General features: G+C 72.1%; 16 protein-coding genes. 9 read left to right on the forward strand and 7 right to left on the reverse strand.

The features are described 5' to 3' along the window. The first annotated feature begins 333 nt into the window (after window positions 1-333). Both AB0E85_RS15735 and AB0E85_RS15740 read left to right on the forward strand, forming a co-directional pair. The gene (locus AB0E85_RS15735) at window positions 334-1,005 is read left to right on the forward strand and encodes a DUF6230 family protein (protein ID WP_107453514.1); all 672 of its coding nucleotides are present in this window, start codon (window positions 334-336) and stop codon (window positions 1,003-1,005) included. After that, entirely contained in the window at window positions 1,005-1,451 is a 447-nt protein-coding gene (locus tag AB0E85_RS15740; RefSeq protein WP_361926750.1) for a DUF6114 domain-containing protein, read from the forward strand. The genes AB0E85_RS15735 and AB0E85_RS15740 overlap by 1 nt, the downstream gene beginning before the upstream one ends. 34 nt (window positions 1,452-1,485) lie before the next feature. Here AB0E85_RS15740 and tatA read toward each other — a convergent pair whose 3' ends face one another. Beyond that, window positions 1,486-1,701, reverse strand: coding sequence for a Sec-independent protein translocase subunit TatA (gene tatA / locus AB0E85_RS15745; protein ID WP_361926753.1), 216 nt, complete (start codon window positions 1,699-1,701; stop codon window positions 1,486-1,488). A 77-nt stretch (window positions 1,702-1,778) separates the two neighbouring features. On the opposite strand from tatA, the gene AB0E85_RS15750 reads away from it, so the two are divergent. Continuing rightward, entirely contained in the window at window positions 1,779-3,335 is a 1,557-nt protein-coding gene (locus AB0E85_RS15750) for an LCP family protein (protein WP_361926756.1), read from the forward strand. Here AB0E85_RS15750 and mgtA read toward each other — a convergent pair. After that, entirely contained in the window at window positions 3,326-5,830 is a 2,505-nt protein-coding gene (gene mgtA, locus AB0E85_RS15755; protein WP_361926758.1) for a magnesium-translocating P-type ATPase, read from the reverse strand. The genes AB0E85_RS15750 and mgtA overlap by 10 nt on opposite strands. Next, window positions 5,820-6,167 (reverse strand): metalloregulator ArsR/SmtB family transcription factor, encoded by a 348-nt coding sequence (locus AB0E85_RS15760; RefSeq protein ID WP_361926824.1) that lies wholly within the window; start codon window positions 6,165-6,167, stop codon window positions 5,820-5,822. Before AB0E85_RS15760 ends, mgtA begins: the two co-directional genes overlap by 11 nt. Window positions 6,168-6,338: 171 nt before the next feature. Here AB0E85_RS15760 and AB0E85_RS15765 point away from each other — a divergent pair, with 171 nt between their 5' ends. From AB0E85_RS15765 to AB0E85_RS15790, 6 genes are all read left to right on the forward strand, one after another. Beyond that, window positions 6,339-7,154: an SAM-dependent methyltransferase gene (locus AB0E85_RS15765; protein WP_361926760.1), complete on the forward strand. Its 816-nt coding sequence runs from the start codon at window positions 6,339-6,341 to the stop codon at window positions 7,152-7,154. A 204-nt stretch (window positions 7,155-7,358) separates the two neighbouring features. Further along, the gene (locus AB0E85_RS15770; protein WP_361926762.1) at window positions 7,359-8,363 is read left to right on the forward strand and encodes a substrate-binding domain-containing protein; all 1,005 of its coding nucleotides are present in this window, start codon (window positions 7,359-7,361) and stop codon (window positions 8,361-8,363) included. Between the two features lie 191 nt (window positions 8,364-8,554). Then, window positions 8,555-10,963, forward strand: coding sequence for a nitrate- and nitrite sensing domain-containing protein (locus AB0E85_RS15775; protein WP_361926764.1), 2,409 nt, complete (start codon window positions 8,555-8,557; stop codon window positions 10,961-10,963). 14 nt (window positions 10,964-10,977) lie between these two features. Continuing rightward, a complete protein-coding gene (locus AB0E85_RS15780) occupies window positions 10,978-11,409 on the forward strand; it encodes a roadblock/LC7 domain-containing protein (RefSeq protein ID WP_030838918.1) in 432 nt (143 codons plus the stop codon). Between the two features lies 1 nt (window position 11,410). Continuing rightward, window positions 11,411-11,770 (forward strand): DUF742 domain-containing protein, encoded by a 360-nt coding sequence (locus tag AB0E85_RS15785; protein ID WP_361926767.1) that lies wholly within the window; start codon window positions 11,411-11,413, stop codon window positions 11,768-11,770. Further along, window positions 11,757-12,341, forward strand: a complete 585-nt coding sequence (locus AB0E85_RS15790) for an ATP/GTP-binding protein (protein ID WP_361926770.1) — start codon at window positions 11,757-11,759, stop codon at window positions 12,339-12,341. The genes AB0E85_RS15785 and AB0E85_RS15790 overlap by 14 nt, the downstream gene beginning before the upstream one ends. Window positions 12,342-12,388: 47 nt before the next feature. Here the strand turns inward: AB0E85_RS15790 and AB0E85_RS15795 are convergent, their stop codons facing one another. The 4 genes from AB0E85_RS15795 to AB0E85_RS15810 form a co-directional block, all read right to left on the reverse strand. Beyond that, on the reverse strand, window positions 12,389-13,345 hold the full coding sequence (locus tag AB0E85_RS15795) for an ABC transporter substrate-binding protein (protein ID WP_361926772.1): 957 nt from the start codon (window positions 13,343-13,345) through the stop codon (window positions 12,389-12,391). A gap of 77 nt (window positions 13,346-13,422) precedes the next feature. Beyond that, window positions 13,423-14,088 carry an ABC transporter permease gene (locus tag AB0E85_RS15800; RefSeq protein WP_361926774.1) on the reverse strand — a complete coding sequence of 222 codons (666 nt, stop codon included), beginning with the start codon at window positions 14,086-14,088 and terminating at the stop codon, window positions 13,423-13,425. Next, entirely contained in the window at window positions 14,085-14,789 is a 705-nt protein-coding gene (locus AB0E85_RS15805; RefSeq protein WP_184556182.1) for an ABC transporter permease subunit, read from the reverse strand. Before AB0E85_RS15805 ends, AB0E85_RS15800 begins: the two co-directional genes overlap by 4 nt. Further along, window positions 14,786-15,910 (reverse strand): ABC transporter ATP-binding protein, encoded by a 1,125-nt coding sequence (locus tag AB0E85_RS15810; RefSeq protein ID WP_361926827.1) that lies wholly within the window; start codon window positions 15,908-15,910, stop codon window positions 14,786-14,788. Before AB0E85_RS15810 ends, AB0E85_RS15805 begins: the two co-directional genes overlap by 4 nt. Between the last annotated feature and the right edge of the window lie 69 nt (window positions 15,911-15,979).

A 15,979-nucleotide genomic window follows, 5' to 3' on the forward strand; every position in this document is an offset into this window, starting at 1 on the left:
GCGTGGCGGATCCGGCGCCACGGATCCGGTGGGACGAGGAGAGTTGTAGACCTGCCGCTGAGTCAACGTCAAGGCTTTGCAGGGGAGTTGTGCGCGCAGTGAGTCTTTCGGAAGACCGGCGACTCACCTGTGCCGCACAATCACCACTCTTTGTTCACACTTCCCTTGACCCTTCATGTAACCCCCGGTAACTTCCTCGACGGCTACTGCGGCGTAACGGAAAGCCCTTGCAACCGCCGGGAGTTGCGGGAGACGTACGTACGCGGTCGGTGTCCGCGCCAGGACAACGTGCCACCGAAGTCCGATCCGCACCGACATGCACCTGGAGCAGACATGACCTCCTCCGCCGAGCACACCCCCGAAAGACCGGACGGCGCCGCCGCCCCGGACGTCAGTGACGCCCCCGCGCGACGCGGGCGGGTCCGGGCCCGCCGGGCCGCGGTGATGGCGGTGCCCGCCACCCTGGCCGCCGCGGGCCTCGCCGTCCTCACCGCCGAGGGGGCCCTGGGTGTGCAGTTCGCCATCTCCGGCATGCCCTTCACGGTCACCGCCACCGAACTGGACGGCACCGGCTTCGCACAGTTCGGCGGCCTGGACGAGATGGCCGAGGGCAGCCCCAACGCGGGCGAGACCGGCGGCCAGGTGCTGGTCGTCACGTCCGTGATCAAGAACGCGACGCTCACCAAGCTCTGCCAGAGCGTCGACCTGGGCGGCACGAACCTGGTCATCAGGGCGGGCGAGGGCTCGCAGAAGGTGCGCGCCAGCGATCTGACGACCGACTCCACCGAGCTGTCCGGCGACGCGGCCTTCACCAACATCGAGATCGGCAACGACGCCAGCACCCTGAACAAGGCGGGCCCGAAGGGCCGCGGGCCGATCGGCGTGTTCAGCCAGCAGTCCGACACGGTGCACATCGCCAACCTGCGGCAGACCAACTACGCGACGACGGCAGGTGTGTTCAAGCTGCCGGGCCTGAAGCTGGGCTTCAGCGGATCGGGTTGCTGATGCCGCGCGGCCCGCTCCAGGGGTTCCGGCCCGCCTTCAGGCAGTGGCGGGCCGGCCGTCCGTTCTGGGGCGGGCTGCTGCTCGCCCTGGGCGGCGCGGAGGTCCTGCTCACCCTGAAGGCGTCGCTGGACGTCATCCTGCACGTCGGCATGCAGGGCCTGGCCGGCTATCTGCTCCCGGTGGTGATGCTGCTGTGCGGCGTGCTGATCCTCTTCAACCCCACCCAGCGCCTGTTCTACTCCGTCATCGGCGTCCTGGTCTCCCTGGGCACCTGGATGACCTCCAACCTGGGCGGCTTCTTCGTCGGCCTGCTCCTGGGCGTGACCGGCAGCTGCCTCGCCTTCGGCTGGCTCCCGGACCAGGAACCCCGCGTCAGCCGCAGACAGCGCCGGAAGGAGGCCCGGGCGGCCGAGTCCCCGGCCCCGACGCCGGCGCGGCAGCCCTGAGGAGCCCCCTCGGCCGATCCGGAAGAAGCCGGTCCTAGCCGGCGTCGACGGGCGCGGAGGGCCGGTTCTGCTCGCCGGATGCCGCGCCCGAACCGCCCTCCTCCTTCAGCGCCTTGGCCTCGCTCTTGAGGATCCGCATCGAGCGGCCCAGTGATCGCGCCGTGTCCGGCAGCTTCTTCGAGCCGAACAGGACGATCACGACGATCGCCACGATCAGCAGATGCCAGGGCTCCAGTCCGTTGCGCAGCACGTCATGCCCTCCCTCTCGTCAACAGTTGCTACATTGCGCAACTGTACAACCCCCGGGCGAAAGGCAAGCAGACGCCGATGACGGTCACCAGCAATCGGAGGACGGACCCGCCGCGGCACCGGAGCGGGGGCGCCGCCCACGGCAACCGGGGCGCCCCGCGCGATCGCAGGCGCCGGCGCGGCCGCCGCGGCCGGGGCATACGCACCGCCCTCCTGGTCACCCTGGCCCTCCTCGTGCTCGCCGCGGGCGGCGCCGGCTGGCTGTACCTCAAGCTGGACGGCGACATCAGCACGTTCGACTCCGGCGGCCTGTCCGACAACCGCCCCGACGCCGGCTCGTCGAAGGGCGAGAACGTCCTGGTCATCGGGTCCGACACCCGCACCGGCGGCAACAGCGCGCTGGGCGGCGGCGACAAGGACGACGTCGGCCGCTCGGACACCGCCTTCCTGCTGCACGTCTACGCCGACCACCGGCACGCGATCGCCGTCTCCATCCCCCGCGACACGCTGGTCACCATCCCGCCCTGCAAACTGCCCGACGGCACGTGGACCAAGGCCCAGCCGGACACGATGTTCAACGCGGCCTACTCGGTCGGCCAGACGCCGAAGGGCAACCCGGCCTGCACCCAGAACACCGTCGAGCAGCTCACCGGGCTGCGCGTCGACCACACCGTCGTCGTCGACTTCAAGGGCTTCGCGGACCTGACGGACGTGGTGGGCGGGGTCCGGGTGTGCCTGCCGCAGGACGTCTACGAGAACGACCTCGATCCGCATCTCACCGCCCCGGGCAAGCTGCTCTTCCACCAGGGCGAGCAGACCGTATCGGGGCAGAAGGCACTGGACTACGTCCGGATCCGGCACGGCATCGGGGACGGCTCCGACATCGGCCGGATCAAGCGCCAGCAGGCTTTCGTGGCGAGCCTGCTGAAGGAGGTCAAGAGCAAGGGCCTCACCCCCACGAGGCTGTTGCCGCTGGCCGACGCCGCAACGAAATCGCTCACCGTCGACCCCGGCCTCGGCTCCGCCGACAAGCTGATCTCCTTCGCGATGACCCTGAAGGACATCGACCTGCACAACACCAAGTTCGTCACCCTGCCCTGGCGTTACGAGGGGTCCCGGGTGGCGATCGTCCAGCCGGACGCGGACGCGCTGTGGGCCGCGCTCAGGTCCGACCGCACGATCGACGGCAAGAACGCCGGCGGCAAGAAGACCGGACCAGCCGGTTCCGGTGCGGCCGCCTCCCCCACGCCGGTCTCCGGTGCGGGCATCGACGTCGCCGTCTACAACGGCACCACCGTTCCGGGCCTGGCCGCCCGCGCCGCCGCCGAACTCACCGGCGACGGCTTCACCGTCACGGGCACGGCGACGGCGGCCGGCCAGGACCACAGCACCACGCTGGTCGAGTACGGGCCGGGCCAGGAGGACCGGGCCAGGACCGTCGCGCGGGCCTTCCCCGGGGCCGGGCTGCGGTCCGTGACCGGCAGCGGGATCAGTGTCGTCCTCGGGCAGACGTACGCGGACAGCCCGGCGGCGGGCGCGTCCGCCGCCCCAGCCCCGTCCGCCGTGCCGTCCGAGGTGGCCGACGGAGCCCGGTCCGCGGACGACAATCCCTGCTCGAACCTCACCTACGGCTGACGGCGCCGGGCACGGATCGCGGCCAGGGCCAGCGCGTACAGCCCGAGGACAAGGCCCGGCAGCAGGTAGTACGCGGCGGGCAGGGCCGTCATGCCGAGGGCCGATCCGAGGGGGCTCGGCGGGAGCAGCACGCCGACGGCGGCGAGGCCGGCCGCCGCCAGGCCGACCGGACCGGGCGCACGGCCCGGTCCGCCGCGCCGGCCGGTGCGCAGGAGCACCATGACCACGGCCTGGGTGAGCAGGTTCTCGGTGAACCAGGCGGAGTGGAACACCGCCTCGTCGTCCACGGCGGCGTCCGGGCCGTGCAGCGCCAGGGCGAGGACGGCGAAGGTGGCGAGGTCGGCCAGCGCGTTGAGCATCCCGAAACCGGCCGCGAAGCGGAGGAACGAGCGCGGTCTCAGCACCGCCGGACCGCGCAGGGCGGCCGCGCCGGGACGGTCGTGGGCGAAGGCCAGCTGAGCCGCGTCGAAGCACAGGTTCTGCGTGAGCACCTGGGCCGGGAGCATCGGCAGGAAGGGCAGGAGCAGCCCGGCGGCGAGCATGGCGACGACGTTGCCGAGGTTCGAGGAGAGCGTGACGCGCAGGTACGAGGCGATGTTGCCGCTCGCGTACCGGCCGGCGGTGATCGCGTGGCCGATCGCCGTGAGGTCCTTGTCGGCGAGCACGACGTCGGCGCTCTCCCGTGCCACGCCGACGGCGGAGCGGGGCGCGATGCCGACGTCGGCCGCGCGCAGCGCGGCCACGTCGTTCACACCGTCGCCGAGGAAGCCGACGGTGTGCCCGGCGGCCCGCAGGGAGGTGACGAGGCGGGCCTTGTCCTGCGGGGTGCAGCGGGCCACGACTGTCGCTCCGCCGGGGCCGTCGGACAGCTGCGCGGCGGTCCGTACGTCGCCGGGGTCCAGGCCCAGGTCCCGGCAGGCCCGGGCCGCCGTGGCGGGGTGATCGCCGGTCAGGACCTTCACGGTGACGCCGCGGGCGGCCAGTTCGCGCAGGGCCTCGGCGGCGGTGGGGGCGAGGGCGTCCCGGAAGGTCACCAGGCCCTGGAAGGCCAGGCCCCGGGGATCGGCCGTACGGGCAGGGGCCCGGCGGGCGCCGGCGGGGCGGTCGGCCGTGGCGACGGCCAGGACCCTGAGGCCGGCGTCCGCCTCCCGGGCGGCGAGGGCGAGCAGCCGGTCGCGCTCGCCGGGCGCCGTGGCGCAGCGCTCCAGGACGGCTTCCGCCGCGCCGGTGACGACGACGGTGTGCCGCCCGGCATCGCCTCGGACCACTGCCGCCGCCCACCGCCGCTCGGGGTCGAACGGCACCGCGTCCAGCCCGTCGTACTCCTCGCCCACCGCCCCGGCCGCCTCCAGCAGGGCCTCGTCGAGGGCGTCGGGGGCGGGCAGTTCGGCGAGCTGGAGGGTCCACCAGGCGCCGACGGCGGCCCAGCGCAGTACCTCGGGGTCGTCCCGGCCGGCCGCGTCCAGGGCCCGTTCGACGACGGGGCGGTCCTGGGTGAGGGTGCCGGTCTTGTCCACGCACAGCACGTCGACCGCGCCCAGGTCGTGCAGGGCCGGCAGCCGTTTGACGATGACGGCGTGCGTGCGGGCGAGAAGGGCGGCGCCGCGGGCCAGGCAGGTCGTGACGATCACCGGCAGCATCTCGGGTGTCAGCCCGACGGCGACCGCGACGGCGAACGGCAGGGTCTCCAGGCCGCGGTCGCGCAGGGTGGCGTTCGCCATCAGCACGAGCGGCGGCGTCAGCAGCATGAACCGGATCAGCACCCAGGAGATGCCGTTGACGGACCGGTCGAAGGCACCGCCCTCCCGCGGCGCGGCCGGGGTCCGGTGGGCGGCGGCGAACCGTGTCCCGGCCCCGGTCGCGACCACGACGGCGGTGGCGCCGCCGGCGGCGACCGTGCTGCCCTGGAAGCACAGCTGGGGTTCGTCGGGGTCGGCCTCGTCGGCCGCGCGCTTCGCCACCGGCGCCGACTCCCCGGTCAGCGCCCCCTGGTGCACCGTGAGCCCGCGGGCCCGGAGCAGGCGTACGTCCGCCGGGACCAGATCACCGGGGCCGAGCCGGAGCACGTCGCCGGGGACCAGCTCGCCGACGGGCACCTCCCGGGGCTGCGGCGGCTCGTCGGGGCCGGGGCGTCGCAGCACCGTGGCGGTCCCGGCGACCAGTTCGCGCAGGGCCGTCAGCGACCGGTCGGCCCGGTGCTCCCCGCCGGCCCGCAGGGCGCAGCTGACCGCCACCAGGGCGAGGATCACCACGGCGGTGCCCCACGAGGCGACGGCGGCGGACACCAGGCCGAGGCAGAGCAGTACGGCGGTGAAGGGGTCGCGCACGGCGCGTACGCAGCGGCGGGGCCAGGACGGGGTACGGCGGTCCGGCAGGATGTTCTCGCCGAAGGCGGCCAGCCGCGACGCGGCCTGGGTCTCCGTCAGCCCCCGGGGGCCCGACTCCAGCCGCCGCAGCACCTCCAGGGTGGTGCCTGCGGCGGTGTCAGAGGCCATGGAGGCGGCGGCGTGCCGGTGCGGCGCGGTCCGAGAGCCGGTCCACCAGGACGTCGACGACCTCGACGATGTCGGGGTCGTCGACGTAGTAGACCTGCCGGCGGCCCTCGCGGCGGGAGCGCACGAGCCCGGCCAGCTTCAGTTTGGTGAGGTGCTGGCTGACCGCGGGGAGCGCGCCGCCGACCCGCTCGGCGAGGCCGGTCACGTCGCTCTCGCCACGGGCCAGCGCCCAGACGATGTGCAGCCGGGCGGGCGAGGCGAGCAGACCGAAGGCCGCGGCCGCCCGGGCGAGCACGTCCGCGGAGGGGTCCTCGAAGCCACCGCCGGCTGCCGCCACCGTCACCGCCCCTTCCGTCGCCTCCGTCGCCCTGCGCGCCGCCCCAGTCTAGGCGGGCCTCCGGGGCCACCGGAGCAAGCGGTTCCTTCCCTCGCGGGGCCAGGAGTGGTGGAATCGCGTGCGGCGGCCAACTGCCGCCTCTTATTGATCAGTTGAGCATCGGGAGGCCGGATGACGGAGCACCGCGTCGACACCGGGAGCGCGCACTCCGCGCGGATCTACGACTACATCCTCGGCGGCGACGACCACTACCCGGCCGACCGGGAGGCGGGCGACGCCATGTGCCGCGAGTGGCCCGCGCTGCCCGTCCACATGCGGGCCAACCGCGACTTCATGCACCGGGTGGTGCGCCACCTGGCCCGGGAGGCGGGGATACGCCAGTTCCTCGACATCGGAACCGGCATCCCGACCTCCCCCAACCTGCACGAGATCGCCCAGGACGCGGCGCCCGGGGCGCGGGTCGTCTACGTGGACAACGACCCGCTCGTCCTGGCCCTGTCGCGGGGGCTGCTGTCCGGCACTCCGGAGGGCAGGACGGCGTACGTGGAGGCGGACATGCGGGATCCGGCGGCCATCCTCGGAGCCCCCGGGTTCCGGGAGACGCTCGACCTGTCGGAGCCGGTCGCGCTGACGGTGATCGCGATCGTGCACTTCATGCTCGACGAGCACGACGCCGTCGGCATCGTCCGCCGGCTCCTCGAACCGCTGCCCTCCGGCAGCTGTCTGGCGATGTCGGTCGGCACCGCCGACTTCGCCCCGGACGAAGTCGGCCGGGTCGCCCGGGAGTACGCGGCCCGGGGCATGCCGATGCGGCTGCGCACCCACGCTGAGGCGGCGGAGTTCTTCGAGGGGCTCGACCTGGTGGAACCCGGCGTCGTCCAGGTCCACAAGTGGCGTCCGAACCGCACGGACGGTACGGAAAGCTCAGGTGAGGGCATCCGCGACGAGGACATCGCGATGTACGGGGCGGTGGCGCGCAAGCCGTAACCGGAATCCCGCTGTTCGACCGGTCGGACAGATCATCACGATGCGGCAGCATCACCTCACGGCATGTGGCCGCTCACTTGACGACCGGTGGTCACACACGGTTGGCTCCGGGCCAGCGAGAGTCATCAGGCCGGTGCACATCCAGCGGCCCCGCACGCACTCTCACCCTGCTCTTGCTCGGCCGCACAGCGAGGTCCGCCCCTCATGAACACTCCTCCCCCGCCGCACACTTCCGTGAGACGCACTCGGGTCGCCGCCCTGGCGTCCGTCCTGTGTCTGCTGGTGTCCGGCTGCTCCGTCCTCGGCACGGCCGGCGACGGGACGGACGCGGCGGACGGAGCCGGCGGCCGGATGAAGGTCACCCTGGTGACGCACGGCGGCAAGGGCGACGCCTTCTGGGACCTGGTCCGCAGGGGCGCCGAGGCGGCGGCCGCCAAGGACCGCATCGACCTGACGTACGTCAGCGACGCCGACCCGGCCGCGCAGGCCGACCTCGTGCGGGACGCCGTACGCGCCAAGGCCGACGGCATCGCGGTGACCCTCGCCAAGCCGGCGGCGATGCGCGGCCCGGTCGCCCAGGCCAAGGCAGCCGGCATACCCGTCGTCGGGCTCAACTCCGGCATCGACGACTGGCGGCCGACCGGGCTCCTGGAGTACTTCGGCCAGGACGAGTCGGTCGCGGGCCGGGCCGTCGGCGACAAGCTCGACGCCTTCAAGGCCCGGCACGCCCTGTGCGTGGTGCACGAGCGGGGCAACGTCGCGCTGGAGGCCCGCTGCGCCGGTGTGCGCAAGACCTTCCAGGGCGACACCGACAACCTGTACGTGGACGGCAGCGACATGAACGCGGTGACCGCCACGATCGCGTCCCGGTTGCGGCAGGACTCGAGCATCGACGAGGTCGTCACCCTGGGCGCCCAGTACGGGCTGAGTGCCGTCAAGGCGGTGCGGCAGTCCGGCAGCCGGGCGAAGGTCGCCACCTTCGACCTCGACAAGGACCTCGTCGAGGCGGTCCGGGACGGCGAGGTGCAGTTCGCCGTGGACCAGCAGCCGTACCTCCAGGGCTACCTCGCGGTGGACGCCCTGTGGCTGTACCGGACCAACGGCAACGTCAGTGGCGGCGGGACGGCCCCGGTGCTCACCGGCCCCGCGTTCGTGACCAGGTCGAACGTGTCCGCCGTGGCGCGGTTCGCGGCCGCCGGGACCCGGTGACCGGACACATCCTGTGATGGTGTCGCCAAAGATTCGGTCAGGCCCGGCGCGCACACCCACTTGTACGGATAACATCCTGCGCATCCCATGTGCCGTGCCCGGGACGGCACCACCCCCGCGCCCGTCCCCCACACCCCCCGACCGCTCCGCCTCCCCCTTCCTCACCCCCCGCTGATCGCCCTAGGACGACGATGTCTCGACGGACAGGTGCCCGGCGCCGCCTCGGTTCCATACGCCTCTCCCTGGTGCTCCTGGCCCTCGTGCCCAGCGTCACCCTCGCCGCCATGTGGGGCGTGACGACGATCCAGATGTTCTCGGAGGGCCTCCGGCTGCGCGACCAGACGGAGCTCAGCCGGTCGACCGGCGCCATGGGCACCGACGCGACGCTCGCGCTCCAGCGGGAACGCAGCCTGTCGGCCGCCTGGCTGGCCTCGCCGAAGGGCTCCCGGGCCGCCCTCGACGCCCAGCGCGCGGAGACCGACAAGGCGGTCGCCAAGCTGGTCGGGCAGGCGGACGCGATCGAGAAGGCACCCTCCCGCATATCCGACCGGCTGTACTCGGTGCTGGGCTCGGTGGGTAGCCTGGAGTACTACCGGGACCAGGTGGACGAGCCGACCGACATCACCGCACAGCAGGCGCTGGACCAGTACTCCTCGATCATCGACGACCAGATCCACGCCTTCCAGGAGCTGTCCCAGGTCGACGACGGCGACCTCACCTCGCAGGCCGGCCCGCTGGTCGGACTGGAGCACGCGGCGGAGCTGGTCTCCCGGGAGGACGCGCAGCTGACCCTGGCATGGCCCACCGGGCATCTGGACGACAAGACCTGGACGCAGTTCACGGAGCTGGTGAACACCCGGCGCTGGCTGGTCAAGGACCAGGTCGTGCCGCAGCTGACGGGCAGCGCCAAGGCCCAGACCGAGCGGATCCTGGCGAGCCGGGACTGGCAGACGCTTCAGTCCGTCGAGGACCAGGTGCTGGCGTCGCGCAACGCCGGTGCCGCCTCCGACCGGATCGCCCTGCCGGACGCACAGAAGCGGTGGTCGGGCGCCATGGACACGCTGTCCGAGCAGTACGCGGGCCTCATCCAGGAGCAGACGGCGGGGCTGCTCCAGCGCAGCGCCGACAAGGCGGACGCCCTGCTGCTCAAGGCGGCGCTGCTGAGCGCCGGCGGGCTGCTCGCGCTGCTGCTGTGCGTCGGCATGTCGTGGCGGATCACCCGCTCGCTGTCCCGGCGGCTGCGCGGCCTGCGCCGGGCCGCCGTCAGCCTCGCACAGGAGCGGCTGCCCGACGTGGTGGCCCGGCTGGAGCGGGGCGAGACGGTCGACCCGGAGTCGGCGACGACGGAGCTGGACTACGGCCACGACGAACTCGGCCAGGTGGCCCGGGCGTTCAACACCGCTCAGCGCACGGCCGTGCACACCGCGGTCGAACTCGCCGACACCCGGCGCGGCTTCCAGAAGATCATCCTGGGCATCGCGCGGCAGAGCCAGAACCTGGTCAACCTCCAGCTGAGCAAGCTCGACACGCTGGAGCGCGAGCACACCGACCCGGACATCCTCAAGGGCCTGTACGAACTGGACTCCACGGCCAGCCAGTTGCGCCGCTACGAGGAGAACCTCGTCATCGTCAGCGGTGAACGGCCCGGCCGCAGCTGGGCCGAGCCGGTCGCGCTGATGGACATCCTGCGCAGCGCGGTCGGGGAGGTCGCGGAGTACCAGCGGGTGGAGGTGCTCACCGAGGAGGAGGTGTACGTCGCCCCGCCCGCGGTGGCCGACGTCATCCATCTGCTGGCCGAGCTCATCGACAACGCGACCGCGTACTCCCCCGCCCCGAGCCCTGTCACGGTGCGCGCCGGGATGGTGGCCAAGGGCCTGGCCGTCGAGGTCGAGGACCGGGGACTCGGCATGTCGGAGGAGGACTACACGTCCTTCAACGAACAGCTCGCTGTGCCGCCCCAGTTCGACGTGGTGGCGCTCGCCGACGACCTGCGCCTCGGCATGTTCGTGATCGCGCAGTTGGCCCACCGGCACGGCATCGCCGTGACCCTGCGCTCGTCGCCGTACGGCGGGACCACGGCGATCGTGCTGGTGCCGCACGAGATCGTGGTGCGGGAGACTCCCGGCGGCGGTGTGCGGGACACCGACGCCCCGAAGGACGAGAAGGCGGCGGTGGACGGACCGGGTTCGACGGACACCGAGCGGCGAGAGGCCCCCGGGGGGACGGAACGCACCGCCGGGTCCGCCGCGGAGCCCCGGCCCCTCGTCTCGGCCCGCACCGCCTCCGCAGTTTCGTCCGCCACCCCCTCCGCGCCTCGCGAGGTCGTCCCCCGGCGGGACGGTCTGGCGCCGCTCCCCCGCAGGGTGCCCCAGACCAGCCTGGTGGAGGAGTTGCGCGAGGAGTCCGCGCCCGCCGCCGACGACGGCTCCCTCGACGACTTCACCGCCGAGGCCGCCGCCTCTTCCCTGGCCGGTTTCCAGCGCGGCACGCTCCGGGCCCGTGACGACGACGCCGAGCCGCCCCACGACGAGGAGGTGGCCGCAGTACCCCGGCAGGCCGCCGCCGGTCCCGTCCCCTCGACTCCGCCCGCCGACCGCTGACGAAGGACACCGCAATGACACGCCCCATCCCCGCCACGCACACCCAGCTCGACCAGCTGCTGACCGGACTCGTGGAGCGGGTCGCCGACGTGAACCAGGCCGTGGTGCTCTCCGAGGACGGCCTGGTGGTCAGCAAGTCCACCGGGTTCCTGCGCGACGACGCCGAGCGGCTCGCTGCGACCGCCTCCGGGCTGATGAGTCTCAGCAAGGGCGTCAGCATGGACTTCCGGGGGGGTCCGGTGCGCCAGGCCCTCATCGAGATGGCCAACAGCTACCTGATCCTCACCTCCGCCGGCCCCGGCGCCCATCTGGTCGTGCTGACCGGGCCGGGCGCGGACGTCGGGGTGGTGGCGTACCAGATGAACATGCTGGTGAAGAAGATCGGCGAGCACCTCAGCGCGGCACCGCGGGGCACGGCCGGGCCCGTCGTCGACCCCGGCGTGTGAGGTGACCGTAGGTGATCCGGCGGGCCGGCTCGTCCGGCTGTTCGCTCTGACCGGCGGCCGGACCCGCCCCAGCCGCGCCGACTTCACGCTCATCTCGACGGTCACGGCGGTCGATCCGCCGCCCGCCACGGCGGTCCGGTGCCAGCCCGAGCACACCCGGATCCTCCGGCTGTGCGCCGAGCCGGTCGCCGTGGCGGAGCTGGCCGCCCGGCTCGACCTGCCGGTGAGCGTCGTCGTCATCCTGCTGTGCGACCTGCTGGAGGCGGGCCGGATCACCGTCCGGCCGCCGCGCCCCGTCTCCCGTACCACTCCGGACCTGGACCTGCTGCAGAAAGTGAGGGACGGCCTTGGCCGGCTCTGACCTTGCCCCTGACGCGTCTTCGGCACCCGACACGGTCAAGATCCTCATCGCCGGGGGCTTCGGCGTCGGCAAGACCACCATGGTCGGGTCGGTCAGCGAGATCGTCCCGCTGCGCACCGAGGAACCCCTGACCATGGCCGGTCTGGGCGTCGACGACCTGGACGGCATCGAGGAGAAGCGGGCCACCACCGTGGCCCTGGACTTCGGCCGGATCACCATCAGCCGGGACCTGGTGCTGTACCTGTTCGGCACGCCGGGGCAGCAGCGGTTCTGGTTCATGTGGAACGACCTGGCGCTCGGCGCGCTCGGGGCGGTGGTCCTGGTCGACGTGCGCAGACCCGAGTGCAGCTTCGCCGCGATCGACTTCTTCGAGCGCCGGGGCATTCCGTTCGTCGTCGGCGTCAACGGCTTCCACGGCGAACACCCGTACCCGCCCGAGGACATCAGGGAGGCGCTCGCGGTGCCGGAGCACGTGCGGGTGCTGTTGTGCGACGCCCGGGACCGGGAGTCGTGCCGGGACGTGCTGATCGCCCTGATCGATCAGCTGATCTCGTCGGCGGTGCAGGCGTAGCGCCGGCCCGGGCGGTCGCGTGCCCGGGCCGGTGAGAGGTCAGTGCGTCAGCTCAGGCCCGCCGACTTCAGCCAGGCCGTCGCCACGTCCAGCGGGTCCTTCTTCTCCAGCTGCACCTGGGCGTCCAGCTCCAGGAGGGTCTTGGTGTCCAGCTTCGCGGAGACCGCGTCGAGTGCCTCGACGCCCTTCTGGGAGAGGCCGTCCTTGTGGACCAGCGGGGTGACGTTGGCGAACCCGAAGAGGTTCTCCGGGTCCTTCAGGACGACGAACTTCTCCTTCACGATGGTGGGGTCCGTGGTGAAGATGTCGGCGGCCTGGACGGTGTTCCGGGTGAGCGCCGCCTGGGTCAGCGGGCCGCCCGCGTCGAGCGCCTTGAAGGACTTGAACTCCAGGCCGTACACGGACTTCAGGCCCTCCAGGCCCTGGTGCCGGGTCTGGAACTCGGGCGAACCGCCGATCACCAGGTCCGGGGCTGCCTCCTTGAGGTCCGCGAGGGTGGACGAGGAGGTGAGCTTGTACTTCTTGGCGGTCTCGGCGTTGACGGTCACCGAGTCCTTGTCCTCGGCGGGCGATGACTTCAGCAGCGTCAGCTTCTTGTCGAGCTTGGCCTTGACGGCCTCGTTCACCGCCTCGGCGGACTTCTGCTCGGCCTTGGGGTCGAGGTAGGCGAGCAGCGAGCCGTTGTACTCCGGCAGCACGGTGACGGAGCCGTTCTTCATCAGGCCGTACGTCGTCTCACGGCTGCCGATGTTGTGCTTGTAGGTGACCTTGATGCCCTTGGCCTTGAGCGCCTCGCCGTAGATGTCGGCGAGGAGGGTGCTCTCGGCGAAGTTGTTGGAACCGACGACGACGGTGCCGGCCTTCGCCTTCTCGCCCGCCAGGGGGTCGTCGGAGGTGTCGCCGGACGAACAGCCCGCGAGCAGTGCCGCAGCGGCGGTGAGCGCGGCGGCCGCCGCGCCGGTGTGCCTCGTCCTGGACCAGCTGCTCTTCGCGGTAGAAGTCATTCACCGATCCAATCCAGCCGCTTTACGATCAGTCAAGAGACGCCTGGTCACGGTTTCTTACAGACCTCGTCAGGTCGTCAGCGCCGGCGCACCCCCGGTGACACGGCCAGGCGGCCCACCGCCCAGAACAGCGCCAGCGTGAGGAGTGCCAGGACGGCCACGAGGGTGGCGCCCCCCACCACCTTCTCGTAGTTGCGCTGGTAGAGCCCGTCGACGATGTACCGGCCGAGGCCGCCCAGGCTGACGTAGGCGGCGATGGTGGCCGTCGAGACGATCTGGATGGCCGCCGAGCGCAGTCCGCTCAGGATCAGTGGCAGCGCGACCGGCAGTTCGACATGGAAGAGGATCCGCGACTCGTGCATGCCCATGCCGCGGGCGGCGTCCACCGGGGACGGGTCGACGGTGCGGACGGCCTCGTAGGTGGTCACCAGGATCGGCGGCACGGCGAGGATGACCAGCGGGATCATCACGGGCAGCAGCCCGAAGCCCATCACGATGACGATCAGTACGAGCAGGCCGAAACTGGGCAGCGCGCGGGCCGCGGTGGCGATGAACGCGAGGGCGTTGCCGCCTCGCCCGGTGTGTCCGGTGACAAGGCCGACGGGCAGTCCGATCGCGGCGGCGAGGGCCAGTGCCAGGGCGGAGTACTGGAGGTGTTCGAGCAGGCGCTGCGGGATGCCGTCGTAGCCGTGCCAGTGGGCGCTGTCGCTGAAGAAGGCGTTGACGAAGTTCAGTACGTTCACCGGGTCACGTCCTGGGGGGCGGGGCGTCGCTGCCGCACGCCGGTCTTCGGGCGCCTGCGGGTGCCGTTCGGCATCCACGGGGTCAGCACGACGCGGAGCAGCACCAGCAGGGCGTCGCACAGGATGGCCAGGACGGCCGTCGTGATGACGGAGTTCACGGCCAGTTCGGGCCGGTCGTACTTCTGGGCGTCGGCGAGCAGGTTGCCGAGGGCGCCCTGGTTGCCGATGAGGGTGCCGACGCTGACCAGGGAGATGCTGGAGACGGTGGCGACCCTCAGCCCGGCGATGATGGCGGGCACGGCGATCGGCAACTGCACCTGGAGGTAGCGGCGTACGGGACCGAAGCCCATGGCGGTGGCCGCGGCGAGGGTCTCCTGCGGCACGGACCGCACGCCGTCGACGATGGCCGGCACGAGCACGACGAGGCTGTACACGGCCAGCGGGATCATCACGGTCAGCTCGGTCTGGCCGGTGTAGTCGATGAGGACCACGAAGAAGGCCAGCGACGGGACGGCGTAGAGGATGGTGGTGGCACCGAGCACCGGCGGGTAGAGCCAGCGGAAGCGGACACAGAGCTGGGCGAGCGGCAGCGCGAGCAGCAGGCCGGCCAGCACGGGCAGCAGGGCCTCGCGCAGGTGCAGTCCGATCAGGCCCTGGTAGCTGTGCTGGAGGTCGCTCGGGATGTCGAAGAAGCCGTTCACGACGCGACCTTGGCCTCGTCGGCGTGGCCGCCGGCGTGGGCGCTGCGGATCGCCTCGCCGATGGTCGCCTGGGAGACCACGCCGGTCACCCGGCCGGTGTCGTCCACGGCGACGGCGTGGCCGGCCGGGGAGAGCACGGCGCTGTCGAGGGCGGCCCGCAGGGAGTCGGTGCCGGGGACGAAGGGCCGTCCGTGCGGGACGAGCCGGTCGGTCCTGATGTCACCGGCCGTCAGGTCGCTCCGCTCGCCCCAGCCGAGGGGCCGGCCGTCGGTGTCGGTGACCAGCAGCCAGGGCTCGCCGGCGGCGGCCAGCTGCTCGGCGGTGGCGTCGGCAGGGATCACCGGGCCGGTGGTCAGGGGGAGTTCGGCGGAGGGGAAGAACGACAGCCGCCGGATGCCGCGGTCGGCGCCGAGGAAGTCCTCGACGAAGGCGTCGGCCGGGTCGGACAGCAGCTCAGCCGGGGGTGCGTACTGGGCGAGGTGACCGCCCTCGCGCATCACGGCGACCATCGTGCCGAGTTTGATCGCCTCGTCGATGTCATGGGTGACGAAGACGATGGTCTTGCCCAACTCGCCCTGGATGCGCAGCAGTTCGTCCTGAAGCCCCTTGCGTACGACCGGGTCGACCGCGGAGAACGGTTCGTCCATGAGCAGCACGGGCGGGTCGGCGGCGAGCGCCCGGGCCACGCCGACGCGCTGCTGCTGGCCGCCGGACAGCTGGTACGGGTACCGCTTGGCGAGCGCGGCGTCGAGGCCCACGCGTTCCATCAGCTCGGCCGCCCGGGCCCGGGCCTTCTGCTTGCCCCAGCCGAGCAGGCGCGGCACCGTGGCGATGTTGTCGAGGATCGTGCGGTGCTGGAAGAGGCCGGCGTTCTGGATGACGTAACCCATCGAGCGGCGCAGGGTGGTGACGGGCCGGCGCTGGATGTCCTCGCCGTCGAGGAGGATGGTTCCCTCGCTCGGTTCGACCATCCGGTTGATCATCCGCAGGGTGGTGGTCTTGCCGCAGCCCGAGGGTCCCACGAGGACGGTGATCGAGCGGTCGGGTATCTCCAGGGAGAGCCGGTCGACAGCCACCGTGCCGTCCGGATAGCGCTTGGTGACTGATTCGATCCGTATCAAGGCGCCGGAGCCCTTCGGGTTGGCGGAAGCGTTGGCCATGGTCGTACGGGCTGTTTCCGGACGAGTCTA

Source organism: Streptomyces sp. NPDC029044 (assembly GCF_040637495.1).
Classification (GTDB): Bacteria; Actinomycetota; Actinomycetes; order Streptomycetales; family Streptomycetaceae; genus Streptomyces.